23 protein-coding genes are annotated in these 24,602 nt (G+C 73.6%); 5 read left to right on the top strand and 18 right to left on the bottom strand.

Going from position 1 to position 24,602, the window contains the following annotated elements; genetic code table 11:
- Positions 1-19 precede the first annotated feature (19 nt).
- The 4 genes from ACQP10_RS03015 to ACQP10_RS03000 are packed head-to-tail and all read right to left on the bottom strand — an operon-like array spanning position 20 to position 3,812.
- Positions 20-349 carry a LysR substrate-binding domain-containing protein gene (locus ACQP10_RS03015; protein WP_399498909.1) on the bottom strand — a complete coding sequence of 110 codons (330 nt, stop codon included), beginning with the start codon at positions 347-349 and terminating at the stop codon, positions 20-22.
- A complete protein-coding gene (locus ACQP10_RS03010) occupies positions 346-1,920 on the bottom strand; it encodes an O-antigen ligase family protein (protein WP_433540834.1) in 1,575 nt (524 codons plus the stop codon). Before ACQP10_RS03010 ends, ACQP10_RS03015 begins: the two co-directional genes overlap by 4 nt.
- Positions 1,917-2,588 carry a hypothetical protein gene (locus ACQP10_RS03005; RefSeq protein WP_389991692.1) on the bottom strand — a complete coding sequence of 224 codons (672 nt, stop codon included), beginning with the start codon at positions 2,586-2,588 and terminating at the stop codon, positions 1,917-1,919. Before ACQP10_RS03005 ends, ACQP10_RS03010 begins: the two co-directional genes overlap by 4 nt.
- A gap of 60 nt (positions 2,589-2,648) precedes the next feature.
- The gene (locus tag ACQP10_RS03000; protein WP_346017859.1) at positions 2,649-3,812 is read right to left on the bottom strand and encodes a hypothetical protein; all 1,164 of its coding nucleotides are present in this window, start codon (positions 3,810-3,812) and stop codon (positions 2,649-2,651) included.
- Between the two features lie 222 nt (positions 3,813-4,034).
- Here ACQP10_RS03000 and ACQP10_RS02995 point away from each other — a divergent pair, with 222 nt between their 5' ends.
- On the top strand, positions 4,035-5,297 hold the full coding sequence (locus ACQP10_RS02995; RefSeq protein WP_433540833.1) for an acyltransferase family protein: 1,263 nt from the start codon (positions 4,035-4,037) through the stop codon (positions 5,295-5,297).
- A gap of 92 nt (positions 5,298-5,389) precedes the next feature.
- Here ACQP10_RS02995 and ACQP10_RS02990 read toward each other — a convergent pair whose 3' ends face one another.
- The 6 genes from ACQP10_RS02990 to ACQP10_RS02965 all read right to left on the bottom strand — a co-directional run bounded on the left by ACQP10_RS02990 (position 5,390) and on the right by ACQP10_RS02965 (position 12,115).
- The gene (locus ACQP10_RS02990; RefSeq protein ID WP_433540832.1) at positions 5,390-6,316 is read right to left on the bottom strand and encodes a glycosyltransferase family 2 protein; all 927 of its coding nucleotides are present in this window, start codon (positions 6,314-6,316) and stop codon (positions 5,390-5,392) included.
- A complete protein-coding gene (locus tag ACQP10_RS02985) occupies positions 6,313-7,866 on the bottom strand; it encodes an oligosaccharide flippase family protein (protein ID WP_433540831.1) in 1,554 nt (517 codons plus the stop codon). Before ACQP10_RS02985 ends, ACQP10_RS02990 begins: the two co-directional genes overlap by 4 nt.
- 79 nt (positions 7,867-7,945) lie before the next feature.
- Positions 7,946-9,049 carry a hypothetical protein gene (locus ACQP10_RS02980; RefSeq protein WP_433540830.1) on the bottom strand — a complete coding sequence of 368 codons (1,104 nt, stop codon included), beginning with the start codon at positions 9,047-9,049 and terminating at the stop codon, positions 7,946-7,948.
- The gene (locus ACQP10_RS02975; protein WP_433540829.1) at positions 9,046-10,401 is read right to left on the bottom strand and encodes a DUF4910 domain-containing protein; all 1,356 of its coding nucleotides are present in this window, start codon (positions 10,399-10,401) and stop codon (positions 9,046-9,048) included. Before ACQP10_RS02975 ends, ACQP10_RS02980 begins: the two co-directional genes overlap by 4 nt.
- Positions 10,398-11,456: an NAD-dependent epimerase/dehydratase family protein gene (locus ACQP10_RS02970; protein WP_433540828.1), complete on the bottom strand. Its 1,059-nt coding sequence runs from the start codon at positions 11,454-11,456 to the stop codon at positions 10,398-10,400. The genes ACQP10_RS02975 and ACQP10_RS02970 overlap by 4 nt, the downstream gene beginning before the upstream one ends.
- The gene (locus tag ACQP10_RS02965; RefSeq protein ID WP_433540827.1) at positions 11,441-12,115 is read right to left on the bottom strand and encodes a PIG-L deacetylase family protein; all 675 of its coding nucleotides are present in this window, start codon (positions 12,113-12,115) and stop codon (positions 11,441-11,443) included. Before ACQP10_RS02965 ends, ACQP10_RS02970 begins: the two co-directional genes overlap by 16 nt.
- A 266-nt stretch (positions 12,116-12,381) precedes the next feature.
- On the opposite strand from ACQP10_RS02965, the gene ACQP10_RS02960 reads away from it, so the two are divergent.
- Positions 12,382-12,627, top strand: coding sequence for a hypothetical protein (locus ACQP10_RS02960; protein ID WP_433540826.1), 246 nt, complete (start codon positions 12,382-12,384; stop codon positions 12,625-12,627).
- A 373-nt stretch (positions 12,628-13,000) separates the two neighbouring features.
- Here the strand turns inward: ACQP10_RS02960 and ACQP10_RS02955 are convergent, their stop codons facing one another.
- Positions 13,001-14,236 (bottom strand): class I SAM-dependent methyltransferase, encoded by a 1,236-nt coding sequence (locus ACQP10_RS02955; protein ID WP_346017868.1) that lies wholly within the window; start codon positions 14,234-14,236, stop codon positions 13,001-13,003.
- 126 nt (positions 14,237-14,362) lie between these two features.
- Between ACQP10_RS02955 and rfbC the strand changes: the two genes are divergently transcribed.
- Positions 14,363-15,085 (top strand): dTDP-4-dehydrorhamnose 3,5-epimerase, encoded by a 723-nt coding sequence (rfbC, locus tag ACQP10_RS02950; RefSeq protein ID WP_433540825.1) that lies wholly within the window; start codon positions 14,363-14,365, stop codon positions 15,083-15,085.
- Here rfbC and rfbD read toward each other — a convergent pair.
- From rfbD to ACQP10_RS02915, 7 genes are all read right to left on the bottom strand, one after another.
- Positions 15,075-15,932, bottom strand: coding sequence for a dTDP-4-dehydrorhamnose reductase (gene rfbD, locus ACQP10_RS02945; RefSeq protein WP_433540824.1), 858 nt, complete (start codon positions 15,930-15,932; stop codon positions 15,075-15,077). The genes rfbC and rfbD overlap by 11 nt on opposite strands.
- Positions 15,929-16,927 carry a dTDP-glucose 4,6-dehydratase gene (rfbB, locus tag ACQP10_RS02940; protein ID WP_346017871.1) on the bottom strand — a complete coding sequence of 333 codons (999 nt, stop codon included), beginning with the start codon at positions 16,925-16,927 and terminating at the stop codon, positions 15,929-15,931. The genes rfbD and rfbB overlap by 4 nt, the downstream gene beginning before the upstream one ends.
- On the bottom strand, positions 16,924-17,991 hold the full coding sequence (locus tag ACQP10_RS02935) for a glucose-1-phosphate thymidylyltransferase (protein ID WP_399498895.1): 1,068 nt from the start codon (positions 17,989-17,991) through the stop codon (positions 16,924-16,926). The genes rfbB and ACQP10_RS02935 overlap by 4 nt, the downstream gene beginning before the upstream one ends.
- 2 nt (positions 17,992-17,993) lie before the next feature.
- The gene (locus ACQP10_RS02930; RefSeq protein ID WP_346017873.1) at positions 17,994-19,448 is read right to left on the bottom strand and encodes a sugar transferase; all 1,455 of its coding nucleotides are present in this window, start codon (positions 19,446-19,448) and stop codon (positions 17,994-17,996) included.
- A 245-nt stretch (positions 19,449-19,693) separates the two neighbouring features.
- Positions 19,694-20,044 (bottom strand): hypothetical protein, encoded by a 351-nt coding sequence (locus tag ACQP10_RS02925; RefSeq protein ID WP_346017874.1) that lies wholly within the window; start codon positions 20,042-20,044, stop codon positions 19,694-19,696.
- Between the two features lie 161 nt (positions 20,045-20,205).
- Positions 20,206-20,829 carry a GntR family transcriptional regulator gene (locus ACQP10_RS02920; RefSeq protein WP_179820368.1) on the bottom strand — a complete coding sequence of 208 codons (624 nt, stop codon included), beginning with the start codon at positions 20,827-20,829 and terminating at the stop codon, positions 20,206-20,208.
- On the bottom strand, positions 20,826-21,701 hold the full coding sequence (locus ACQP10_RS02915; protein WP_179820371.1) for a DMT family transporter: 876 nt from the start codon (positions 21,699-21,701) through the stop codon (positions 20,826-20,828). The genes ACQP10_RS02920 and ACQP10_RS02915 overlap by 4 nt, the downstream gene beginning before the upstream one ends.
- 282 nt (positions 21,702-21,983) lie before the next feature.
- On the opposite strand from ACQP10_RS02915, the gene ACQP10_RS02910 reads away from it, so the two are divergent.
- Positions 21,984-24,179: a sensor histidine kinase gene (locus ACQP10_RS02910; RefSeq protein ID WP_433540823.1), complete on the top strand. Its 2,196-nt coding sequence runs from the start codon at positions 21,984-21,986 to the stop codon at positions 24,177-24,179.
- Positions 24,176-24,529: a DUF742 domain-containing protein gene (locus tag ACQP10_RS02905; RefSeq protein WP_179820375.1), complete on the top strand. Its 354-nt coding sequence runs from the start codon at positions 24,176-24,178 to the stop codon at positions 24,527-24,529. The genes ACQP10_RS02910 and ACQP10_RS02905 overlap by 4 nt, the downstream gene beginning before the upstream one ends.
- Positions 24,530-24,602: the final 73 nt, after the last annotated feature.

Here is a 24,602-nt window from a genome sequence, read left to right as displayed (position 1 = left end):
CGGGACACGCGGAGCCGGCTCAGGACCCGCCGGGTGGAACCCCGCCGGGGTTGCCCCGGCGGGGACCGGCGGCCCCGGCCGCGGCGAGCAGCGCGTCGGCGATGCCGGCGACATGCGGCCGTGCGCGCCGACGGTCCGTCACCGCCATGCCGACATACCTCGTGGGACGCGGCGGCTCGACCGGCACGACGACGAGGCCCGGGAACGGGTGCAACGCCACCTCGGGGATCAGGGCGACCCCGACTCCCGCGGCGACCAGCGTCTGGGCGAAGAAGTAGTCGGTGGTGGACGCCGCGATCCGCGACTCCGCGGCGGCGGCCGGCCTGGAGCTCGACCCCGGTCGGATCACCCGGCTGGAGGAGGCGGGCCGGGAGCCCGGCGCGAAACGCGCGGGGTGAACCACCCCGTCCCCGTGGGTGCCGGAGCGGGCACGCCGCGGAGGCGCGCCTCCCCGTCCGCGGTGCGCAGCAGCGATCCGGCGGCGCCGATCAGCAGGAACGACAGGCCCGTGACGGTGGCGAAGGACAACAGGTCGAAGGTGGCCGCTCCGACCAGCGGGACCACGAGGCAGGCGGCGAGGGTCAGGCCGAGGTCGCGGGTGGCGGGGTCGGCGCTCAGGTGGCGGGCCCGCAGCCCCGAGTAGATCGCGCACACGAACAGCGCGACGACCACCGTGACGCCGATCAGCCCCGTCTCCACCGCCGACAGCAGGTACTGGTTGTCGAAGACCTGGTACTTGGGGGCGTACCAGGTGCCGGCCCCGCGTCCCAGCCACATGTGCCTGGAGACCTCGTAGGCGGCGACGTCGTAGTCGTGCGTGCGGTAGCGGACGCTGTCGTCGGTGCCGGCGTTGGCGAACAGGTTGTAGAAGGTGCTGATGAGCCCGGGCGCCATGAGCCGCATCAGCGCGAGGAAGGCCAGCCCGACGAGCACGGTCTGGATCCGCCGCCGGGCCGGCCAGCCGAGGAACAGCACGATCCCGACGGCCGCCAGGCTCAGCACCGCCGACCGGGAGACCGAGAACATCAGGCCCGCCCCGATCAGGGCGGCGCACGCCCACCAGCGCAGCGCGCCCCGCCCCAGCCGCCGGGCCTGGAAGCCGTAGTGGGCGGCGAGCGGGAGGAGCATCGCGCACACGACGCCGAACTCGATCGGGTGGCCCGTGGTCGCGGCGACCCGGCGGAAGTCGGACCTGGCGGTGACGAACCCGTCCTCGGAGGTGTAGCGGAGCACCGGGAGCTGGAGGTACCGGGTGAGGTCGAGGTCGAGCAGGAACTGGCAGGCCCCGATGACCGCGATGACCGCCCCCGCCACCACCGCGGTCTTCAGCACGAGGTCGAGGCGGTCGGCGCCACGCACCCCGTCGCACACCATGAGCGCGAGCCCGGCGCCCGCCACCAGCAGGATCAGGGCGCGGTCGGCGAGGTTGAGCTCGTCGGAGGGCAGGTAGCCATAGGTGGCGTACCCGTAGGAGGCCACCATCGCGGTCAGGTGGACGAACAGCGCGGTGCGCACCGGCGTGCGGCCCTTGGCCATCCCCAGCGTGAGGGTGAAGTGCGCGCACAACCAGCAGACGGCGGCGACCAGGGCCAGGATGTTGGCCGGGGTCAGCGACAGCGGCAGCCCCCGCAGGACCAGCCGGGCGGGAACGATCATCAGGGCGACGACGAAGAAGCAGACCAGGGTCGCGCCGTCGGCGCGGCGACGGGCCCACGGAGCGGATGCGGACGCGTCCGGAGCGGTGGGTACGGCGGGCTCGGCCGGAGCGGGCGCGGCGGACGCGCCCGTGGCGGATACGGCAGGCTCGGACGCGGCGGATACGGCGGGCTCGGACGCGGCCCCGGACCCGGACCCGGACGCGGTGGCGGAGGCGGGCCCGGGCGCGGCCCCGGACGCGGACGCGGCGGAGGCGGTCGTCACGAGGCAGGTCCTCGCCGCCGGGCCGCGCGGGCCCGGGCGAAGCTCTCGGTCCCGAACGCCGCGCACAGGCCCGCCACGACGCCGACGCCCACCGCGGCGGCGAGGCCACGCAGCTTGCGGTTCCGCTGCGGCTCCGGGGTCGTCGCCGGCACCGCCTCGTAGGTGGTGATGTACGTCGCCTGGGGCGCCTTCACCGCCCGCTGCCGGTTGACCAGTTCGAGCCTGACCCTCGACAGGACCCGGTTCACGATCTCCCGCGCGCCCTCGGGCGACGGGCTCTCCCCCTCGACGAAGAGGTACGGGCCGGTGGCCAGCGACTCCAGGTTGTTGCTGCCGTTGGTGACCTTGTAGGAGGTGTCGCCGTCCTCGGCGACGCCCAGCTCGGCCGCCATGTCGGGCGTCGCCATCACCGCGATGAGGATCGAGGCGGAGACGTTCAGCCCCTGCTCGAAATTGAGCATGGGGTTGGTCAGGCCGTTGGGGTAGCGCGGGTTGCTCGGCAGGCTCCCGCCGGTCACCGGCGTGGTCAGGATGAGGACCGCGCTGGAGATGTAGGTGGTGGGAATCGTCGAGTAGACGCCCGCCGCGGCGGCGAGGGACAGCACGAGGGCCGGGACGGCGGCGTACCAGCGCCGGAACAGGACGAGAACCGTCCCCCAGAAGTCCATGCGTTTCCTCTCGAACCGGGATGGCGGCCGGTGACGCGGGGTCCCGCCGGCCCGTCCCTCCTACCTCTCGCGGTGACCGCGGCCTCCGGCGCGTGTGAAGACGACCGTGTCCGCGGATCTTTCGCCGGGGTCGTCGTCGGGATCCCCGCCGAAACTCTCGCGTTCCCCGCCGAACCCACCGTCGAGGTCCCGGCTCTCCCCGCCGAACCCACCGTCGAGGCCCTCGTGACCCTCGTGGTCTCCGTGGCCTCCGTGGTCTCCGTCGCGTTTCTCGCCGGAGTCCTCGTGGTCCCCACCGGGGTGCTCGCCATGGCGCTCCGGCGGCTCCTCCTCGTCCAGGACCACCACGAGCTGCGCGGGCTCGTCGTGGAACGGTCCCTCGGCGGAGCCTCGGACGCCCTCCGGCGGATACACGGCCAGGGACGGCTCCGCGCCGGCCGCCGGGGCCGCTGCGGCGACGTGCGCTCCGGGAGCGGCGGGAGCCTCGAAGAGCCCGGGAGACTTCGGGAAGGCGGGTTCGGGGAGGACGGCCTTCGGGGAGGCCGGGTACGCGGGATCGGCGGCGCGGCGCCGCCTGCCCGCCCGCGCCTCCGTCACGCCGTACGCGACGCCGAAGCCGACGGCCAGCACGGCGAACAGCACCCCGCCGGCGGCCATCAGCCTGCTCGTGACCTTCGCCTCCGGGGTGGACGAGGGTACGACGTCGACGACCGAGATGAAGGTGGAGCGCGGGGCCCTGAGCGCCTGCTGGCGGGTGAGCAGTTCCTTCCTGATGCGCTGCTTGGCCTTGACGACCACCTTCTGGGCCTCGGCGGCGGATCTGCTCCGCACCTCCACGTAGACGAACGGGCCGTTGGTGCTGATGCCCAGCAGGTCCGGGTTGGTGCGGCCGTCGTTGATCGTGATCTCGGTGGTGCCGCCCTTCACCAAGCCCAGCTCGGCCGCGACCTCGGGGGTGTTCATCGACAGGATGAGGATGCCGGCCGTGACGCGCAGGCCGTCACTGAACTGCAGCAGCGGGTTGGTCAGCCCTGTCGGCCTGGTCGGGTCGGCCGGGAGCGTCCCGCCGGTCGCGGGGGTGGTCAGCACCATGGACGCGGTCGAGACGTAGGTGGTCGGCACGAGGTGGAACGCCAGAGCGGCGGCGGCGAACGACAGGACGATCAGAGGAGGACCGACGAATCTCCGTTTGACCAGAGCGAAAACGGCCTTCCAGAAATACATAGGTCTCCGCCCCTATTTGTGCCGGGGCGTTACCGGGCCCCGAGACAATACAGTCACCAATCGGAAAACGCGGGTTCCTCGTTACGTCGGTCGGCTGGGAGACCATTCCGGTCGGCGTCCCATTCCGGATGTTACGTCCGGCGACCATACAGCGATAGACCCGTCGACAGGCCGAAAGGCCCGGATGACCGGGCCGCGCCGCCCGAGACGGGGGTTGATCGGATGGGGGCCTCGCCCGGGGACGACCAGGACGGAACGGGCGGCCCCGGCGCGGACGCCGTGCTCGCCGACGCGGGGACCGCCGAGGCCGGGGACGCCGCGAAGCCCGCGGCGTCCCGAGCCGGGGGGCGCGGCCGGTTGCCGGGGCTCGACGGGATCCGCGGGGTGGCGGCCCTGTTCGTGCTGGTGCACCACTGCCGGCTGCTCGCCTTCCCCGGCTACCCCGCCGACACCGGGCCGGGCTGGCTCTCCTGGCTCGTCTACGGCCACTTCGCGGTGGTGGTGTTCATCGTCCTGTCGGGTTTCTCGCTGGCGGTCTCCCCCGCGCGGTCCGGGTGGCGGCTGGGCGGTGTGCGCCGGTTCGCCCGCCGCCGCGCCTGGCGCATCCTCCCGCCCTACTGGGCGGCCCTGGTGTTCAGCCTGGTGGTCGCCTGGACCCTGGTCCCCCAGCCCGGGGAAGGGGTTCCCACGGTGAAGTCGGTGCTGGTCTACGGCCTGCTGCTGCACGACGTCCTCGGCGCGCCGAGCCCCAACGGCGCCTTCTGGTCCATCGCCGTGGAGGCGCAGCTCTACCTCGTCTTCCCGCTCCTGCTGCTGGTGCTGCGCCGGGCGGGCGCGTTCGTGATGCTCGCGGCCGTCACCGCCGTCGTGGCGGCGGTCGGCCTGCTCGCCCCCGTGTCGCATCCGGTGAGCCTGCTGCTCCGGCTGACCCCGCAGTTCGCCGCGCTGTTCGCGGCGGGCGTGGTCGCGGCGGGCGTTCTCGCCGCCGGGGAACGCGTGCGGCGGTTCCCCTGGCACCGGGTGGCGGCGCTCGCCTGCGTCCCGGTGCTCGCGCTGGTCGTCGCGCGCGGCCCCGTCTGGACCGTGGAGCACTACTACTGGGTCGACCTCGCGCTCGGTCCCGCCGTGGCCCTGCTGCTGGCGGGGGTGGCGACGGGCCGGCCGGTCGCGCTGGTACGGCTGCTGGACACGCGGCCGGTACGGAGCCTCGGTTCCTTCTCCTACACGCTCTACCTGGTCCACGCGCCGATCGTCGTGGCGATCCACCGGCTGGTCGTCGCCCCGCACGTGCCCGGCGGCGTCCCGGCGTTCCTGGTCACCCTCGCGGTGGCCGGGCCGGTGAGCCTGGTGGCGGCCCGCTCGTTCGCGGCGGTCTTCGAGCTGCCGTTCCAGCGTCACCGCGGCTGGCCCGCGCTGCGCGAGGCGATGCGGGGCCGGGCGTCACGGGTGCGCGCCGCGCTGCGCCCCGCCCCCGAACGCCCCTGACGCCTTCACCGGTCCGCCCGCGCGCCGTACGGCCCGTCTCACCGCTCCGGTCGTACGGCCGGGCCGCGGGAGCACGCCGTACGGCGGCGCCGTCACGGGCGCGGGCCGGGCGCCGGGCGTCCGGCGACCCGGCCGGAGGTGACCAGGTTCGCCGCCATCCGCGCGAGTTTGCGCCCGCGCCGGGCCGCGACCACGCACTGGCGGCGCACGTACATCCGGCGCGCGGCGGCCCGCGCGCGGCGGAGCCGGTCGTCGGTGAGGCCGCTCCGGTCGAGCCAGCGCAGCAGCTCGCGGTACTGCAGGGTGGAGGAGAACCGGGCCTGCCAGACGGGCACGTCCAGCCGGCGGGCGATCGTCCCCATGCGCTCGTGCTTCCAGTTGCGGTGGGCGAGCACCTCGGGCACGTGGCCCCACGGCCCGGCCAGTGCCAGCTTCGCCGCGAACACCTCGTCCTCGCGGAGCATGTTGCGCCGGGGGATGCCGATCACGGCGGAGCGGCGCATCAGCCCGTAGAGCGGGTCGATCAGCAGGTGGCTCTCGTTGAGCAGGCGCAGCATCTCGGCGAACCGCTCGACCGGGTCGCCGGAGCGCAGCCCGGTGCCCTCGTAGACGCCGGTCCGGGTGGTTCCGTCCGGGTCGGTGTAGGCGACCTGCGTGGTGACCAGGATGAGCCGTTCGTCCTCTGCGAAGGCGCGCAGCGACCGGGAGACGCAGCCGGGTTCCAGCCGGTCGTCGTCGCCGACCCAGCGCAGGAACTCGCCCCGGGCGAGCCGGCCGGCGCTGATGAAGTTGTTGAGCAGCCCCACGTTCTCCGGCTGCCGGTGGTAGACGATCCGGTCGTCGGCGCGCGCCAGCTCCCGGCAGATCTCCTCCGTGCCGTCCGTGGAGGCGTTGTCGCAGATCACCAGCTCGATGTCCGGGTGGTCCTGGGCCAGCACCGACCGGACCACCCCCTCCAGCCGCGCGGCGCCGTTGCGCACCGGCAGCCCGACGGACACCAGCGTGCCGGAGCCGATCATCTGTTCTCCTCTTCGGTGGGTTCGGGGCCCGGCGTCACCGGGCGGGTTCCGGCGGTCAGCGATCCGGCCACCCGTCCGGCGAGCCGCCCCAGCTCGGCCCGCGGTACGACGAGAAGCACGAAGGCGAGCGTTCCCGCGCCGCCCGCCACGCAGAGCCGTACGAACGGGATGTCCGGGGTGACGTGTGCCAGCGCGGTCGTCACCGCCGCCGCCAGCGCGCCGCCCAGCAGCGGCCGCACCAACGCGGAGGCCAGCGGGGCGACGGCCACCCCGGCCCGGTGCAGAGCGAGCGCGGTCAGCGGCAGTGCCACCAGCAGCGCGACCGCCGCGTGCGCGATCGCCGCCCCCCGGATGCCGTCCACGCGCGCGCCGGTCATCAGGGCGGGCACCAACGCCACGGCCCAGCCCAGGTTGAGCCATACGGTGGACCGGGTCTCGCCCATGGCCGCGAGGATGTCCACCGCCAGGGCGGCCAGCATCCGCACGACCATGAGGATCGCGAGGAACCGCAGCACCTCGGCGGCGGGCGCCCAGCGCTCGCCGTACAGGAGGGCCACCACCGAGGGGGCGAGCGTGCCGAGCACCACGGCGATCGGCAGGACGACGGAGACCAGCAGCGGCACGACCCGCCCCACCCCCCGCGACAGCGACTCCCGGTCCTCCTCGGCCAGCCGGGAGAAGCCGGGCAGCGCGACGTAGCGGATGGCGGTGCCGACCAGGCCCGGAACCCAGCTGGAGATGTTGAAGGCCAGCAGGTAGAAGCCGAGCGGGGCGGCGCCGAGGGTGTCGCCGACGATGACGGAGTCGGCGTTCAGCAGCACCCCCTCGATGCCCAGGCTGACGCACAGCGGCAACCCGAACACCAGGAGCCGCCCGGCGACCGCGCGGTCAAGCCCGGCGCTGATCCGCACCCGGGCGAAGAGGACCACCAGCACCCCGGTGACGGCGGCGCCGGCGAGCTGCCCCCAGGCGAAGCTGTAGGCCCCGGCGCCCGCGGCGGCGAGCCCGATCGTCACCGGGGCGTTCACGCAGAAGCCCACCAGGTTGGCCCGGGTGAGCCGGTCCTGCTGGAACCGGCGCATCAGCGCCGCGCTGCGCACGGCGGTCAGGCCGTAGACGAGGTTGGTGGCGCTGAGCACGCGGATGACCCCGGTGGCGCCCTGGTTGCCGGACATCTCCGCGAAGTACGGGGCGACCACCCAGAAGATCCCGTACAGGGCGGCGCTGGAGGCGATTGCCACGACGGTCGCGGTGGGCGCGATCTCCTCCAGCCGGCCCCGCCACTGCACGACGGCCGCGATGACGCCCGCGTCGTTGACGTAGAGGACGAACTGGCTGGCGGCCAGCGCGATGGCGTAGACGCCGAAGTCCTCGGGCACCAGCAGGCGGGCGAGGACGAGGCTCATGACGAACGAGCCGGCCTTCATCACGAGGTTGCCGAGCACGCTCCAGCGCAGCCCGCGCCCGGCCTGCCGGCCGATCTCCCCGGCCCGGCCGCCGTCCGGGGCCGTGGCACCGGTGGCGGGCGCCGCGCCCTGACCGTCTTCCATCTCCCGCCTCTCACCATCCGGCCGCCGCCCGCCGGTCGCCGCTCTCCTCCGGTGTGCGGGCCGGCCGGGCGGGTTCCTCCTAAGCGGGTTCCTCGACCCTTTCCAGCCAGATCTCCCGCCAGAATGGGATGAACGCCCGGGGGCAGCTCACGGTGTAGGCGCCCGCGCAGACGATGCCCTCCAGGACGATGCAGGGACTCTTCATCGTGAGCATCCGGCCGGTCCGCTCGTCGATGCAGCGGTCCACCCGGGACAGCACCCGCGCGGTCCGCCCGCAGTACCGCGACATCTCCTCGTCGAAGCCCATCCCGCGGTTGAGCCGGTCCTGGTTGAGGGTTCCGAGGATCTCCGCCTTCGATTTGATCCGGACGAGCTCGCCCGGCCGCAGGCCGAGGGCGCCGTCCGGTGTCGGGCCGGTGAGCCGCCCCGCGACGAATCCCCACCGCATGCCGTCCCGGAACCGCAGCCACCCGGGCAGCCTCCGGCTGCGGTCCTGGACGCGGTTGAAGAGCCCGATGAGCAGGGCGCGGAGCACGAACAGCGGCCCCGCGTTGCCGGTGCGCACGTCCATGACGTACTGCCGGACGTCCTTGAGCGGCAGGCAGGACGGCGCGGCGCGCAGCATCTCGGTCCCCTGGCAGGAGAACCGCTCCTCACCGTCCGGGCCGGGTTCCTTCCTGGTGGCCGCCTCGATGAGCGGCAGCAGACGGCGGCCCGGCGCGGGACCGGGCGGTGCGGCGGAGCCCAGCGCGGCGAAGGTGCCGTCCCGCCTCTCCGGTACGGCGGCGCCGGGGGGAGCCGCGGCCGGATCGGCGGGGGTGCCCCGTTCCGGAGGGCCGCCGGGTTCGACCCGTTTGAGCCACGCCTCCTTCCAGTACATCAGGCAGGCCGTCTGGCAGCCGCCGTGCGCGCCGCCGTCGCAGCGCGCGTCGGTGAGGTGGACGGCGCGTTCCATCCGCCGCATCCCGCTGCGGCCGATCGTGTCGCACACCTTGTGCGCCACCTTGTGCACCGTGAGCCGCCGCCCGCAGTAGGCCAGCATCTCCGGCATGAAGGGCAGTCCCTCCAGCTCGCCCCGCTCGTCCAGCGTGGCCAGGATCTCGGCCTCGCCGCGCACCTCGACCAGATCCCCTGCCCGGAGGTCGAGGGCGCCCGCGTCCGGGGCGGTCCGTGTCGCCGTCATGCCAGCTCCTTGAGCAGTCCGGCGGCGCGGAGGTCCCGCGCCGCGTCCGCCACGACGTGGAACGGCAGTCCGGACCGTTCCGCGATGTCCAGCAGGCCGTGGTCGCCGTCCGAGAGGTTCAGCACCCACAGCATCGCCATCTGCGCCTGCTTCGTGTCGCTGCGCCCGCCGAGCGAGCCGTACAGGCCCCGCCTGCCGAGCTGCGGCTCACCGTACGGGCTGAGGTTGAGGTGCCGGCGGTCGCCCTCCAGCACCCGGGTGATCTCCCAGCAGGCTTCGAGGGTGTCGGTCATGGCCTCCGGCGTCACGAAGCCGGGGTCGTCGGCCGAGGTGTGGTACTCGGGGTAGCCGGCGTACGGCGTGCGGGTCAGGCAGCCCACCGGCAGGTCGAACCCCGGGGAGCAGAACTGCCGCTCGTCGTAGCCGTACGGGGAGAAGTCCACGATCTCGTGGGGCCGTCCCGAGGCGCGCAGCACGTGGGCCGCGGCCCGGTCCACGGCGGCGTCCCCCCGCCTGCTGCGCTTGTAGGTCAGGTGGCCGCGGTCCCCGGCGCAGGCCAGCACGAGGCCGTGCCGGATCAGCCCGGCGCGCTCCCGGTTGAGCGCCAGCCAGGTGATCGCGCCGATGGTGCCGGGCGCGAACAGGAAGCGGTAGGTGTAGTGGGGGTCCGTCCCGGCCAGCCGCCGGGCGAGGCGGGTGGCCACCGCTATGCCCGCGAGGTTGTCGTTGGCCAGCGACGGATGGCACACGTGGCAGGAGACGAGCACCTCCTCGGAGGTGCGGCCGGGCACCACGTGCTCGCCGTAGGTGAGGTGGCCGTCGGCGAGCGTCGCGTCGATCCGGACCTCGTAGCGGCCCTCCGGCAGGGCGGCGAGCGTGTTCTCCGCCAGGCAGAAACCCCAGGTCTCCGCGTAGTAGCTCGTGCGGTACGGGACCAGGCCGGGCTGCTCGGGCAGCGTGTGCAGGTGGGAGCGCAGCTCGGCGAGGGTCATGGTGGCCGACACCGGCACGCTGTAGCCGACCACGTGCAGGTTCGACGCGGCGAAGTCGACGACCCGCCTTCCGGAGGCGTCCTTGACGTAGGCGTCGCGGACGTTCCACTCCTTCGGGACGGTCCAGTCGAGGACCGGCGTCCCCGTCGGGACCTCACGGACCCGGAGCGGGACGCTCTCACCGACGATGTCCAGGGTCCGGCGCACGCCGTCGCCGGTGATGCTCCGGCACAGCGGATAGAGCTGTTCGACCAGGGCGTGCATCTCCCGGCCCTCGTCTCCGGCCGCTCCCGCCCCCGCCGTGTCCGGCCGGGCAGCGGCCCCGGCGGCCCCGGCGGTCCCCGCGGTTCCGGCGGTCATCGGCGGCCGTCCCGCGGCCGGGGCGCGTCACCGGTGACCGGCCGGAGCGTGTCGTCGACGGCGCCGGCCATCCGCCGGTCCGCCAGCCGGGTCAGGCGGGTGAAGCGCCGCTGGAAGTCGTGCCCGGTCAGGCCGTGCCGCTCGTAGGACTCCACCAGTTCGGCCGCGCCCGCCTTGACCGTCCAGCGCGGCCGGTAGCCGGGCAGCGCGGCGCGCACCCGGGAGAAGTCCACCCGGTAGGACCGCGGGTCCGCCCCGGCCTCGCCGGTGATCACCAGCCGGGAGCCGGGCACCGCCTCGGCGACCTCGGCGGCGATCTCCGACACCCGCACGTTGTTCTGCTCGGTGCCCACGTTGAACGCCCTGGCGTGCACCGCGTCCCGGGGGGCCGTCAGCGCCAGGACGAAGGCGTCGGCGATGTCGCGGGCGTGCACCAGCGGCCGCCACGGGGTGCCGTCGGACAGCACCCGGACCTCCCCGGTCAGCAGCGCGTGCCCCACGAGGTTGTTCAGCACGATGTCGGCCCGCAGCCGGGGCGAGAAGCCGAACGCGGTGGCGTTGCGCAGGAACACCGGGCTGAAGTCGCCGTCGGCCAGCTCGGCCAGGTCGTCCTCGACGCGGACCTTGGACTCGGCGTACGGGGTCACCGGGCGCAGCGGCGCGTCCTCGCCGACCAGGTCGTCGCCGCCGGAGGCGCCGTAGACCGAGCAGGTGGAGGCGTACAGGAACCGCCGCACGCCCGCGTCGCGGGCCAGCCGGGCCAGCCGTACCGACGCGTGGTGGTTGATCTCGTAGGTCAGTTCCGGCGCCAGCGAGCCGAGCGGGTCGTTGGACAGCGCGGCCAGGTGGATCACCGCGTCCACCCCGGTCAGCTCGGCGGCGGTGACGTCCCGCAGGTCGGTCGCGTGCCCGCCCGGGTCGGCGGGCGCGGGGCCCAGGACGCAGTCGGCGAACAGCCCGGAGTCCAGGCCGGTGACCTCGTGACCCGCCCCGGTCAGCGCCGGGGCCATCACGCTCCCCAGGTATCCCTGATGCCCGGTCAGCAGCACCCGCATCGCGTCTCTCCTCCAGCCAGATCAAGGGTCAGCTTGCTTACGTGGAACGCCTCGGCGTAGCGGGCGTGGCACTCGATCCCGCGGATGCGGGCCAGGCCGAGGAACGCCTCGCGGTCGTACCAGGGCCGCCGGCGCTGGGAGGGGTAGTGCTCGTGCAGCAGGGCCGCCTTCGCCTCGGCGACCTCCGGGGCGAGCGGCTGGTAGACAGACGGCCGCCCGAGGTCGCCGTCCCATTTGACGATCTCGTAGCCGAGCACCTGGTGGTCGCGGAAGGCCGTGGGCACGAGCTTCGCCAGACCCCGATGGTCCTGGTGGGCGTCGCCGGGGTGCGGGGCGAACAGCAGGTCGGGGTCGGTCCGCGCGCGCAGGCCCTCGACCGCCTCCTTGGCCTCGTCCCAGTGCGCCGGCAGCCGCCCGTCGGGCAGTTTCAGCACGGTCAGCCGCAGGTCCGCGCCGGGGCAGAAGGCCGCGAGGGCGGCGTGCTCCTCGTCCTCCCGCTCGGTGCCGCCGCCGGAGAGCACCAGCGCATCCACCCGGAGCCCGAGGCGGGCCGTGCAGAGGGTCAGCAGGGTGCCGCCGGCGCCGATGGCGAGGTCGTCGCAGTGCGCGGCGAGCAGGGCGATCGCGCCGCCGCCCGGCGGCGTCCGGAATCCGATCACGAGGTACGCGCCCCGGTACGGCCGCCGCCACCCCGCCCGCGGACCGTCCCGGCGGGGCCTCGGCGGCCGGGGCTCCGGCCCGTGGGACCGTTCCCGGCGGAGGCGGCGTGCCGGGCTCGCGCTCCCACAGCGCCCACGGCCGCTCGCCCCGCGAGTACGCCTCGTCCAGGGCGACCCGCTCCCGGACCGTGTCTGTCGGCCGCCAGTAGCCGCGGTGCGGGTACGCGAGCAGCCGGCCGCGCTTGGCCAGCTCGGCGCAGCCGTCCGTGACGAGGTCGCCGCCCGGCGGGATGTGGTCGAAGACCTCCTGCCGGAGCACGAAGTACCCGCCGTTCACCCACAGCGGCATCCGGCTGACCGGGGTGATCCCCCCGACCAGCCCGCGCTCGCCGAGCTCCACGCAGTGGAAGGTGTCCGACGGCGGGACGACCATCATCGAGGCGCCCGCGCCGGAGGCGGCGAAGCGGTCGATGATCTCCGGCAGCGGCGCGTCGGTGAGCACGTCGGCGTAGTTGGCGAGGAACATGTCGTCGCCGCCGAGGTGGTCGCGGACCCGGCGCAGCCGTTCGCCGATGGGCGAGTCGATGCCGGTCTGCACGAACGAGATCGACCACTCGGAGATGTCGGTGGACAGCAGCTCGACCCGGCCGCCGCGCAGCACGAAGTCGTTGGAGGTGGTCTCCTCGTAGTTCAGGAAGAAGTCCTTGATGTGGTGCGCGCCGTAGCCCAGGCAGAGGACGAACTCGGTGTGCCCGAAGTGCGCGTAGTACCGCATCACATGCCAGATGAGCGGGCGGGGACCCACGAGCTGCATGGGCTTGGGCACGTCACCGGGTGTCCCGGTGCGCATCCGCGTGCCGTACCCGCCGCAGAAGAGGACGACCTTCACGGCTTCACCTCGACGATCTCCAGTCTCGGGATGGGGAAGACCAGCCGGCCGCCCCACCCGCCGACGAAGGACAACTGGCCGGTGAGCTCCTCGCGCAGGTTCCACGGCAGGACCAGCACGTAGTCGGGCCGGTCCTCGGCGATCCGCTCGGGCGGGTGGATCGGGATCCGCGCGCCCGGGGTGAACCTGCCGTGCTTGTAGGGGTTGCGGTCGACGGTGTAGCGGAGCAGGTCGGGGCGGACGCCGCAGTGGTTGAGCAGCGTGTTGCCCTTGCCCGGGGCGCCGTAGCCGACGACCGTACGGCCCTCCTCCGCGGCGCGCAGCAGGAACCCCAGCAGGTCGCGCCGGACCCGGGACACCCGCCCGGCGAACTCGGCGTACCCGGCGAGCTCGTGCAGGCCGGCGGCCTTCTCCTCGGCGAGCGCCTCGGTCACCCGCTCCGACGGCTCGTCCGCCGCCTCCGCCGGGCGGGCCCACAGCCGGATCGAGCCCCCGTGGGTCGGCAGCCGCTCGACGTCCACCAGGGTCAGCCCGCCCGAGGCCAGGGCGCGGCGGGCGGAGGCGACCGTGTAGTACTGGAAGTGCTCGTGGTAGATCGTGTCGTACTGGTTCAGCTCCATCAGCGTCAGCAGGTGCTGCACCTCGACGGAGACCCACCCGTCGTCGGCGACGAGCGCGCGCAGGCCCCTGGTGAAGCCGATGACGTCGGGGATGTGGGCGTAGACGTTGTTGGCCACGACGAGGTCGGCCGGCCCGTGCTCCGCGCGCACCGCCGCACCGGTCTCCGGGCCGAGGAACGCCTCCATCGTCGGCACGCCGCGCTCCCTCGCCGCCCGCCCCACGTTCGCCGACGGCTCGACGCCCAGGCAGCGGATGCCCCGGTCGACGACGTGCCGCAGCAGGTAGCCGTCGTTGCTGGCCACCTCGACGACGAACGAGCCGCCGTCCAGCCCCAGCCGCCCGGCCGCGTCGTCCACGAACCGCCGCGCGTGCTCCACCCACGACGTCGAGTAGGACGAGAAGTAGGCGTACTCGGTGAAGGTGTCCTCGGGGGTGATCAGCGGCGGGATCTGCGCCAGCCAGCAGGCGGTGCACACCCGCAGGTGCAGCGGGTAGGCCGGCTCCGGCTCGTCGAGCCGGTCGGCGGTCAGGAACCGCTCGCAGGGCGGGGTCGCCCCCAGGTCGACGACGCTGGCCAGGCTCGTCGAGCCGCACAGCCGGCAGGTTGTCATGGTTACGCTCCCTCGCCGCGCGACGCGGCTCGACCGGTATTCGCCAAGATCACTTCAGCGGGCGGGGACCCTTGAATTTCGCCCGTTTCCTCCACCGCGTTACACCGCCGTGGCATGCTTCGGCCCATGAAGCCGCTGAGCATCGACGGCGCGTGGGTCCACACGCCGCGGGTCCACGCCGACCGGCGCGGCACGTTCGCCGAGGTCTTCCCCGCCGGCGGGCTGCGGGAGGCGGCCGGGCGCGGGCTCGGCCTGGCCCAGGCCAACTGCTCGGTCTCCCGGCGCGGGGTGGTGCGGGGCGTCCACTTCGCGGACGTGCCTCCCGGCCAGGCGAAATACCTCACGTGCGTCTCCGGGGCCGTCCTGGACGTGGTGGTGGACATCCGGGTGGGCTCGCCGACCTTCGGCCGGTGGGAGACGGTGCGCCTGGACGAGGAGTCGCGGCGCGGCCTGTACGTCGCCGAGGGGCTGGGCCACGGCTTCATGGCGCTCACCGAGCAGGCCACGGTCGTCTACCTGTGCTCGGAGCCCTACACCCCGGCCCGCGAGCACGGCGTCCACCCGCTCGACCCGGCCGTCGGCATCGAGTGGCCGGCCGGCGTGGAGCCGATCCTGTCGGACAAGGACGCCGCCGCGCCCACCCTCGCCGAGGCCCTCGCGGCGGGACTGCTGCCCCGCTACGAGACCTGCGCGGCGCACTACCGCCGCCTGGCCGCCGTGGACCGTGCCACCGCCGCGGACGGCGCCGCCCGGGTGCCGGACCCGTACGGCGCGGCCCCCGGCTCCCCCGTCGTGGACGGCGCCGTGAGCCGTCACGTCCCGGACGACGCCGGCGGCCCTAGCCTCTGACCAGCACATCGGACTCCCGCAGCGCCTCCCGCCAGTCCCGCAGTGGCGGCAGCCCCGCCCGGTGCCACCGGTCGTGCCCCAGCACGCTGTAGGCCGGGCGCCGCGCCGGGCGGGGGAACCGCTCCGCCGCGACCGGGTTGACCCGCGCCGGGTCCGCGCCGGCCAGCTCGAAGATCTCCCGGGCGAAGCCGTACCAGCTCGTGCGGCCGGAGGCGGTGGCGTGGTAGACGCCCGGCGGGGCGTCCGCGCGGCCGAGCGCGGCGATCCAGGCCGCGAGGTCGCCGGCCCAGGTCGGCTGGCCGAACTGGTCGGCCACGACGTCCACGACCGGCCGTGCCCGCTCCGCCGCGAGTATCGCGCGGACGAAGTCCCGGCCGGCCGCGCCGTACAGCCAGGCGGTCCGCACGACGTAGCCGGCGCCGGGGAGCGTCTCCAGCACCGCCCGCTCGCCCGCGAGCTTGGTGCGCCCGTAGGCGTTGACCGGGCCGGTCGGGGCGTCCTCGGGATAGGGGACGCGGGCGGTGCCGTCGAAGACGTAGTCGGTCGACGGCTGGACCAGCCGCGCGCCGGCGGCCCGGCACGCCTCGGCCAGTGCCCGCACCCCGTGCCCGTTGACGGCCAGCGCCTCGGCCTCGCGGGTCTCGGCGTCGTCCACCGCGGTCCACGCGGCGCAGTTCACCACGACGTCCGGCCGGTGGTCGGGCACCAGGCGGCGTACGGCGCGCGTGTCGCGCAGGTCGAGGTCGGCCCTGCCGAGCGCGACGACGTCCTCCCCGTCGGCCTCCAGGCGGCGCAGCAGCTCGGCGGCGAGCATCCCGGAGGCGCCGGTGACCAGCCACCGGGTCATGCGGTCCCCTTCTCGTCGCGCTCCTCCACGGCGGTCTTCCACCAGCCGGGGTTGTCGGCGTACCAGCGGACGGTGTCGGCCAGCCCCCGGTCGAACGGCACGGCCGGCCGGTAGCCGAGGGCGCGCAGCCTCGCGTCGTCCAGTGAGTAGCGGCGGTCGTGCCCCTTGCGGTCGGCGACGCGCTCGACCATGTCCCAGCCCGCGCCGCAGGCCGTGAGCAGCCGCCCGGTGAGCTCGACGTTGGTCAGCTCCGCCGTACCGGCGATGTGGTAGACCTCGCCGGGCTCACCGCGCTCGGCCACCAGGCGGATGCCCGCGCAGTGGTCGGCGACGTGGATCCAGTCGCGCACGTTGCCGCCGTCGCCGTACAGGGGCACCTTCAGGCCGCGCAGCAGGTTGGTCACGAAGAGCGGGATCATCTTCTCCGGGTACTGGTACGGCCCGTAGTTGTTGCCGCAGCGGGTGATCGACACCGGCAGGCCGTAGGTGACGGCGTAGGCGAGCGCGATCATGTCGCCGCCCGCCTTGGCCGCCGCGTACGGCGAGCGGGGCCGCGGCGGCGCGGACTCGTCCCAGGAGCCGCTGTCGATCGACCCGTACACCTCGTCGGTGGACACCTGCACCACCCGCGGGACGCCCGCCGAAAGGCACGCCTGCATCAGGGTCTGCGTGCCGAGGACGTTGGTCCGGGTGAACTCGGCCGGCCCCTCGATCGACCGGTCCACGTGGGACTCGGCGGCGAAGTTGACCACGAGGTCGTGGCCGGGCACGACCTCCGCCAGGAGCGCGGTGTCGCAGACGTCGCCGCGCACGAAGTCGTGCGGGACGTCGCGCAGGTTCGCCGGGTTGCCGGCGTAGGTCAGCTTGTCGAGGACCGTCACGGCGGCGCCGTCCGCGGCGAGCGCGCGGGCGAAGTGGGAGCCGATGAACCCGGCGCCACCGGTGACCAGGACACGGCGGAACGCGCGGGCGGCGGTGCGGCCGGAGTCTGTCATGAGATGATCTGCACCTTGCTGTGATCGCCCAGCACGAGGCGGTGGGCTCGGGGGATGGCGGGGGCGGGGGTGACCTCGACGTCGTGGCCGATGAGGGACGCCTCGATCCGGGAGACCCCGCGGATCGAGGACCTGGGCAGCACGATCGAGTACTCGATCTCGCTGCCGGAGATCAGGCAGCCGGCCGCGATGGAGGTGAAGGGGCCGACGTAGCTGTCCACGACGCGGGTCCCGGCGCCGATGACGGCCGGGCCGACGATGCGCGACCGCTCCACCACGGCGCCCGCCTCGACGGCGACCCGGCCGATCAGCTCGCTGGCGGCGTCCGTCCGGCCGTTCACCCGGGGCTCCAGGGATTCCAGGACCAGCCGGTTGACCTCCAGCATGTCGGTGACGTTGCCGGTGTCCTTCCAGTAGCCGGTGATGACGGTGGAGGAGACGCGCCGCCTCTCCTCGATCAGCCACTGGATCGCGTCGGTGATCTCCAGCTCGCCCCGCCACGACGGCTTGAGCCCGGCCACCGCCTCGTGGATCGCGGGTGTGAAGAGGTAGACGCCGACGAGCGCGAGGTCGCTCTTGGGGGCGGCGGGTTTCTCCTCCAGCCCGACGACGCGGCCGTCGTCGTCCAGCTCGGCCACGCCGAACTGCCGGGGGTCGCCGACCCGGGTGAGCATGATCTGGGCGTCCGGCCGCTCGCGGGCGAACCGCGCCACGATGTCGTCGATGCCGCCGACGATGAAGTTGTCGCCGAGGTACATGACGAAGTCGTCGTCGCCGAGGTAGTCGCGGGCGATCAGCACGGCGTGGGCGAGGCCCAGCGGCGCCTTCTGGCGCAGGTAGGTCACCTGCAGGCCGAACGCCGAACCGTCTCCGACCGCCGATTCGATCTCGGCCTGCGTGTCGCCGACGACGATCCCGACCTCGCGGATCCCGGCGGCCCCGAGGGCCTCCAGTCCGTAGAACAGGACGGGCTTGTTGGCGACCGGGACGAGCTGCTTGGCGGAGGTGTGGGTGATGGGCCGCAGCCGGGTGCCCGACCCTCCGGCGAGCAGGAGTGCTTTCACGGTCAGTAGGCTCCTTCTCCGCCGGTGACGGCGCTCCAGGTCTTCCACAGGATCTGCAGGTCGAGCATGAGGGACCAGTTCTCGACGTAGCGCAGGTCCAGGCGGACCGACTCCTCCCAGCTCAGGTCGGACCGGCCGCTCACCTGCCACAGGCCGGTCATGCCGGGCTTGACGACCAGGCGGCGGCGGACGTCGGCGCCGTACTGGGCGACCTCGTCGGGCAGCGGGGGTCTCGGCCCGACGAGTGACATCTCCCCCCGCACCACGTTGAGGAGCTGCGGCAGCTCGTCGAGGGAGTAGCGGCGCAGGAACGCCCCGATCCGGGTGATCCTTGGATCGTTCCGGATTTTGAACAGCACGTCGTCGAACTCGTTGTGCGAGACGAGCTCCACTTTGCGGTGTTCGGCGTCCGCCACCATGGTGCGGAACTTCACCACCCTGAACTCCTCGCCGCCCCTGCCCACCCTGACCTGCCGGAACAGTGCCGGACCCGGGCTGGTCGCCCGGATCAGGACGCTGATGACGAGCATGGGAACGGCCAGCAGCAGCAGGGCCGCGGCGGCGCCGGTCCGGTCGAACAGGTTCTTGGCGAGGTGTTTCGCGCCGTCGAACTCCGGGTGCTCCACGTGCAGCAGCGGCATCCCGGCCACCGGGCGGATGCTGATGCGCGGACCCGCGACGTCCATCAGCGCGGGCGCCACGAACAGGTCGGTGCGGGCGTCCTCCAGGTCCCAGGCGAGCCGGCGCAGCGCGGCGCCGTCCAGTTCGGGGCAGGCCAGCACGGCGACGGCGTCGGCGTCGGCCTTGGTCACGACCTCGGCGACGTCGGTGAACCCCCCGAGGACCGGGACGCCGTCGACGTCGGCCACCTCCGTGGGGGCGGGCAGGCACGCGGCCACGACCCGCATGCCGTGGTGCGGCTGCCTGCGGAACTGCATCACCAGGTCGAGCACGGACTCGCGGTGGCCGACGGCGACCACCCGGCGCATGTACTCGCCGCGGGAGCGCCGCCGGTGGAGCCGTTTGCGCATGCGATATCGGAAGAGAATCGTCAGGAGAAGGGCGAGCGGGAACATCGCCATGACGAAACTCCGGGCGATGGTCGTCTGCGTCGCGTAGGCGCCGATGGCCACGGCGGCGGTCAGTCCCACGCCTCCGTCGAAAACCGCCCGGAACTCCTCCGTTCCCTCGCCGTGCGCGCGCCTTCGGTACGCGCCGGCGATCGCGAGCGAGAACGGCCACGCCAGGGCCAGGCCGAGCCCCAGCAGCGCCTCCGTCCCCGGGATGAAAGCGCCGAGCCACAGACGGGTCCCGAGGACCGTCTCGCAGGCCACCACGGCGCAGGTGACGTCTCCCACCAGCAGGACCCGCGCGTAGGAGCGCGTCCAGATGCTCGGAGCAGTGCGTACGACATCATCCGGGAGCCCTGTGGCGGGCTCCGCCGTCCCCACCCTCATACCAACCCCACCCGGATGCCCTAGGCGTTACCACGTAACGGGACGCGCATCGCGTTTCATTGGATGACAGCATTACCGAATGCACCGGCAGTATGGCTATTCCAGGGAAATCCTAGGGATCGCCATTGGGGAGGGGAACAGCGGTTAAGTGTCCACTACCGGCCGAAGTCAGGAGACGTACTCATCTTGACGGAACGATCCAAACATGCAGGCTTTCTGAAGGATTTATTCAAAAAAAGGGGGATTTAGTCGTATTCAAAATCGGGCAGCGGAGCCGGGGGCTCCGGACTGCGCCAGACGACCACGGACTCCCCGTCGGAGGCGTTCACCGCCGCGCCGAGCCGTTCCGGGTCGAAATCAGGCAGGTAGCGCAGACGCGCGAGGAAGGCGGCGTCGACCGCCGATCTGGGCACCACGCAGCTCTGGCCGTCGTGGTCGAGGAGGATGTACAGGATGTCCGCGTCCGAGCCGCCCTCGATCCGCACCTCGGCGAGGTCCTCCCACGCGAGGGCGGCGACGCTGCCGTCCGCGTAGTGACGGGCAACGCCTTCTTCGGTGACGTACACGTAGGAGTCCGGCACTGAGTCGCCGTGCATGGCCGCGATTCTGACGACTGCCGGGCACCCGGTGCAATAGAAACGTGCGAGCCGGGCCCATCACCCGCCCGCCGCATCTCGGTCCGGACCGGTGAGCCGGGCGGTTCGCCGCCCGTCACCCCTCGGCCCGGACGGGTGCGGCCCGACGTGTCACCCGCGCGTCATCCCTCGCCCCAGCCGTGGTCCAGGTGCGCGGCGACGGCCCGCCGGGCGGCGTCGGCCGGGCCCCGGGCGACCGCGTCGAGCAGCTCGCGGTGCTCGGCGACCAGCACGTCGCGGTCGGTGTAGACGGTGCGCAGCCGGACCAGGCCGAGCCTCGTCTCGGCAGCCAGCACGCCGTAGAGGCGCTCCAGCCGGGGGCTGCCCACCTCGACCACCATCGCCTGGTGCAGGGCCATGTGCTCGGCCACCACGTCGGACCACGGGGCGTCGGCGGGCAGCGCGGCCATCCGGTCCAGCGCCGCGTCTGCGTCGGCGACCCGCCGCCCGGCGAGCGCGACGGCCATCAGGTCCTCCAGCGGGCGCCGGACGAACATCAGGTCGTCCAGGTCGTCCAGGGTCACCTCGGCCACCTGCGCGCTGCGGTGCCGCTCCCGGCGCAACAGCCCCTCGTGGACGAGGACGGCCAGCGCCTCGCGGACGGTCGGCCGGGCCACGCCGTACGCGGCGGACAGCTCCTGCTCCGGCAGCGGGGTCCCCGGGGCCAGCTCGCCGGAGAGCACCCGGCGGCGCAGGGCGTCGGCGAGGGCCTCGACGGCGGAGACGGGACGGAGCGGAATGGTCACGCCGACGACCCTATTGCCCCCACCGGGTCCTCACGGCCGGGCCGCCGCCGCTCGGGGAGCGCCACCACCGCCAGGCTCGCGCCGAGCAGCACCAGCCCGGCCCCGGCCTGGAGGGTGAGCCGCTCGCCGAGCACCGCGACCCCGAGCAGGGCCGCGACGGCGGGCTCGGCGAGGGAGAGGGTGGCGGCGGTGGCGACGGGGGTGGTGCGCAGGCCCCTGCCGTACATGACGTAGGACAGCGCGGTGGTGACGCAGCCCAGGTAGAGGGCGGTGAGCAGGCCACGCGGCTCGGCCAGCCAGCCGGCGCCCGTCCACAGCAGGACGGGCAGCATGACGACCGCGGCGCCGCCGAACATCGCCCCCATCACGGTGTCGGAGGAGCCCCCGGCGCCGATCACCCTCGCCGCCGCCACCACGTAGAACGCGTACAGCAGGCCGCCGAGCATCGCCAGCAGCACCCCGTCCGCCCGCACCTCGCCGCCCCCACCCGTCAGTACGGCGCAGCCGGCGACCGCCGCCGCGGTCGCCCCGACCCACCGCCGGGTGGGCCGCACCCGGTCGAGGAGCCAGGTCAGCAGCCCGGCGAAGACGGGGCCGCTGCCGATCGCGACCACGGTGCCGACGGCCACCCCGGTCCGGCTGACCGCGCCGAAGAAACAGAGCTGGTAGGCGGCCACCGCCAGGGCGGCCGCCACGAGCAGGCCCCGGTGCGGAAGGGACCGTACGGCGGGCCCGGCCACGGCCGCGAGGACCAGGCCGCCGACGACCAGCCGCGCGGCGGCCAGGGAGACGGGGTGGACCCCCGCGGCGAGCAGTCCGGCGGTGCCCGCGGTCCCCCACAGGACGGCGGCTCCGACTACGGCGAGCTTCATGCCTCACATTGTCTGACAACCAGACAGATCATGTCCAATCGGCCTTGCATCCGGGCGGCTCACTCCCGGGCGCCCGGAGCGGCAGCCGGGAACGGCTCCCGGCGCCACGGGGACGGCGCCCCAGGGGGCGCGTGATGGAGCGTTCCGGAGGCGCCCGGGGCGGAAAAGATCCCCCGTTTCCCCCAGAGCGCAAATACCGGCGGGATACGAATCACTCGCATCTCTGGTCGCGGAAGACAGCCGTTGCTAGGGTTTCGCCACTGCTAACAGCCCATATCCGTAATGCGAGGTCTGATGGGCGACCGCAAACCTTCGATCAAGGTCAAGATCTTCACCCTGCTACTTGTACCAATTGTCTCACTTGTAGCAATTTGGGGATTTGCGGCGGCCCTCACCCTGCAGAGCGGCCTGGAGCTGCTGCGGGCCAGCAAGGGCTACGAGTACGGGGTCGTCCCCACCCGGGCGCTGACCACCGCGCTCCAGCACGAGCGGCTGCTGTCCCTCGCCTACCTGGGCGGCAGCGGTTCCCGTGCCGAGCTGGACGCCCAGCGGAGCCGTACCAACGCCGCCCGGGCCGAACTGGAGCGGCTGGCGCCCCTCCTGGAGGAGAACTCGACCCCCGCGGTATGGGAGCGGAGCAGCCGGCTGAGGACCGCGCTGGACCGGCTCACCGAGATCAGGAGCGGGGTGGACACCCGTACCGCCACCCGCCTTACGACCCTGGACGCCTACGGTGCCCTGGTCGGCTCGGCCTTCGACGCCTACAGCAAGATCAGCTCCGCGGACCCCGCCCTGGCCGACCAGATGCGCGCCGTCGTCATGGTGGGCCGCAGCCGCGAGATGCTCAGCCGGCAGGCCGCGCTCATCTCCGGCGCCGTGGCCTCGAAGACCATGAGCGCCGCCGAGCGCACCCGGTTCGGTGAGCTGGCGAGCAGCCGCAAGCTGCTCTACTCCCTCGGGTTCGACCAGTTCGACGCGGAGCTCCGGGAGCTCTACCGGAAGCTGGAGGGCTCCCCCGTCTACCTCGCGTTCGGACGGGTCGAGCACACCGCCCTCGCCGGAGGCCGGCCCGACTCGTTCTGGGCGGCGAACGCGAAGGCGCTGTCGGACTCCTTCGACGACCTCGGCGGCCAGGCCAGCAAGATCCTCACCGAGCGGTCGGGGCCGGTCGCCACCGGCATCCTGGCCCGGATCGGCATCGCCGGCGGGCTCGGCCTGGTGGCCGTGGCCTTCTCCGTGTTCATCTCTGTGCGGTTCGGCGGGCGGCTCGCCGCCGAACTCGGCGGCCTCCAGCGCGCCGCCCTCGACCTGGCCCACCGGCGGCTGCCGGACGTGGTGGAGCGGCTCCGCAAGGGCGAGGACGTCTGCTCGGAGGTCCGCGAACTGGACCACGGGACCACCGCCGAGGTCGCGAACGTCGGCCGGGCGTTCTCCTCCGTCCAGCGGACCGCCGTCGAGGCGGCCGTCGGCCAGGCCGAGCTGCGCAAGGCCGTCAACAAGGTGTTCGTCAACCTCGCCCGGCGCAGTCAGTCGCTCCTGCACCGGCAGCTCGCCATGCTGGAGGCGATGGAGAAGCGGGCCGGCGACCCCGACACCCTTGAGGAACTGTTCGCCATCGACCACCTGACCACCCGCATGCGCCGCCACTCCGAGGGCCTGATCATCCTGTCCGGCGCCGTCCCCGGCCGGGGATGGCGCACGCCCGTCATGGTCTACGACGTCGTCCGGGCCGCCGTCGAGGAGGTCGAGGACTACCAGCGGGTGACCGTGGCCGTGCCGCCAGGCCCCTGCGTCCAGGGCACGGTCGCGACCGACGTGATCCACCTGGTGGCCGAGCTGGTGGAGAACGCCGCCGTCTTCTCCCCCCCGAACACCACCGTGCGGGTCGGCGGCGAGGTCGTGGCCCGCGGCTACACCATCGAGGTGGAGGACCGGGGGCTCGGCATGGCCCCCGAGGAGATGGCCAGGCTCAACGAGCGGCTGGCCGGTCCGCCGGAGTTCGACCTGACCGACAGCGACCGTCTCGGCCTGGTCGTGGTCACCCAGCTCGCCGCCCGGCACGGCATCCGCGTCACCCTGCGCCCCTCCCCGTTCGGCGGCACCACGGCGATCGTGCTCCTGCCGAACGAGCTGATGGCCGAGCCGTCCGCCTCCCGAACCGCCCACCGGACCGACGCCGAGCGGCTCTCCCCCGGCGGCCTCCCCCGCCGGGTACGGCGGGCCGCTCCCGCGCTGACCGCCCCGTCACCGGCACTGTCCGCCCCGCCCGCTCCGTCCGCCCAGCCGCCCGCTCCGTCCGGCCGGCCGTCCGTCCCGCCGCCCGCCTCCTCGTCCGTGCCGTCCGTGCCGCCCACGCTGTCCGTGCCGCCCGCCCCGCCGCCCGCCCGGGACGAGACCCCCGAGCCGGTCACGGGCAACCTGCTGACGTCGTTCCGCAACGGCTGGCACCGCGTGGAGCAGGAGAAAGGAGTGGAATGACGGATCACTGGCTCGACGACGCCGGGCCGATCGTCCGCCCCTACACGCTCACCCGCGGCCGGACCAGGGGTAGCGGAGCCTCGTTCGACCTGCTGGCCACGGTCGTGGTGGTCAGGTCGCCCCAGGAGGATCTGCCCCCCGAACACGTGCTGATCATGGACGCCTGCCGCTCGCCGACCTCGGTGGCCGAGATGGCCTCGGCCACCGGCCTGCCCGTCGGGGTGATCCGGGTGCTCCTCGGTGACCTGCGGGACTCCGGCCTGGTCGCGATCCGGCCGCCCACGCCCATCGCCGCGCTCCCCCGGGAGAACGTGCTGCGCGAGGTCCTGGCCGGGCTGAAGGGGTTGTGAACCGCCCGGCACCGTACGGCGCGGCGGCGTCGGGGTGGCGACCCGGTGACCCGACGGCCTGGCCGTACGGCGG

This window comes from Streptosporangium sandarakinum (assembly GCF_050942225.1).
GTDB classification, from domain to species: domain Bacteria; phylum Actinomycetota; class Actinomycetes; order Streptosporangiales; family Streptosporangiaceae; genus Streptosporangium; species Streptosporangium nondiastaticum.
Note: the sequence above shows the minus strand (reverse complement) of the source record. Positions and strands in the feature narration are given on the sequence as shown.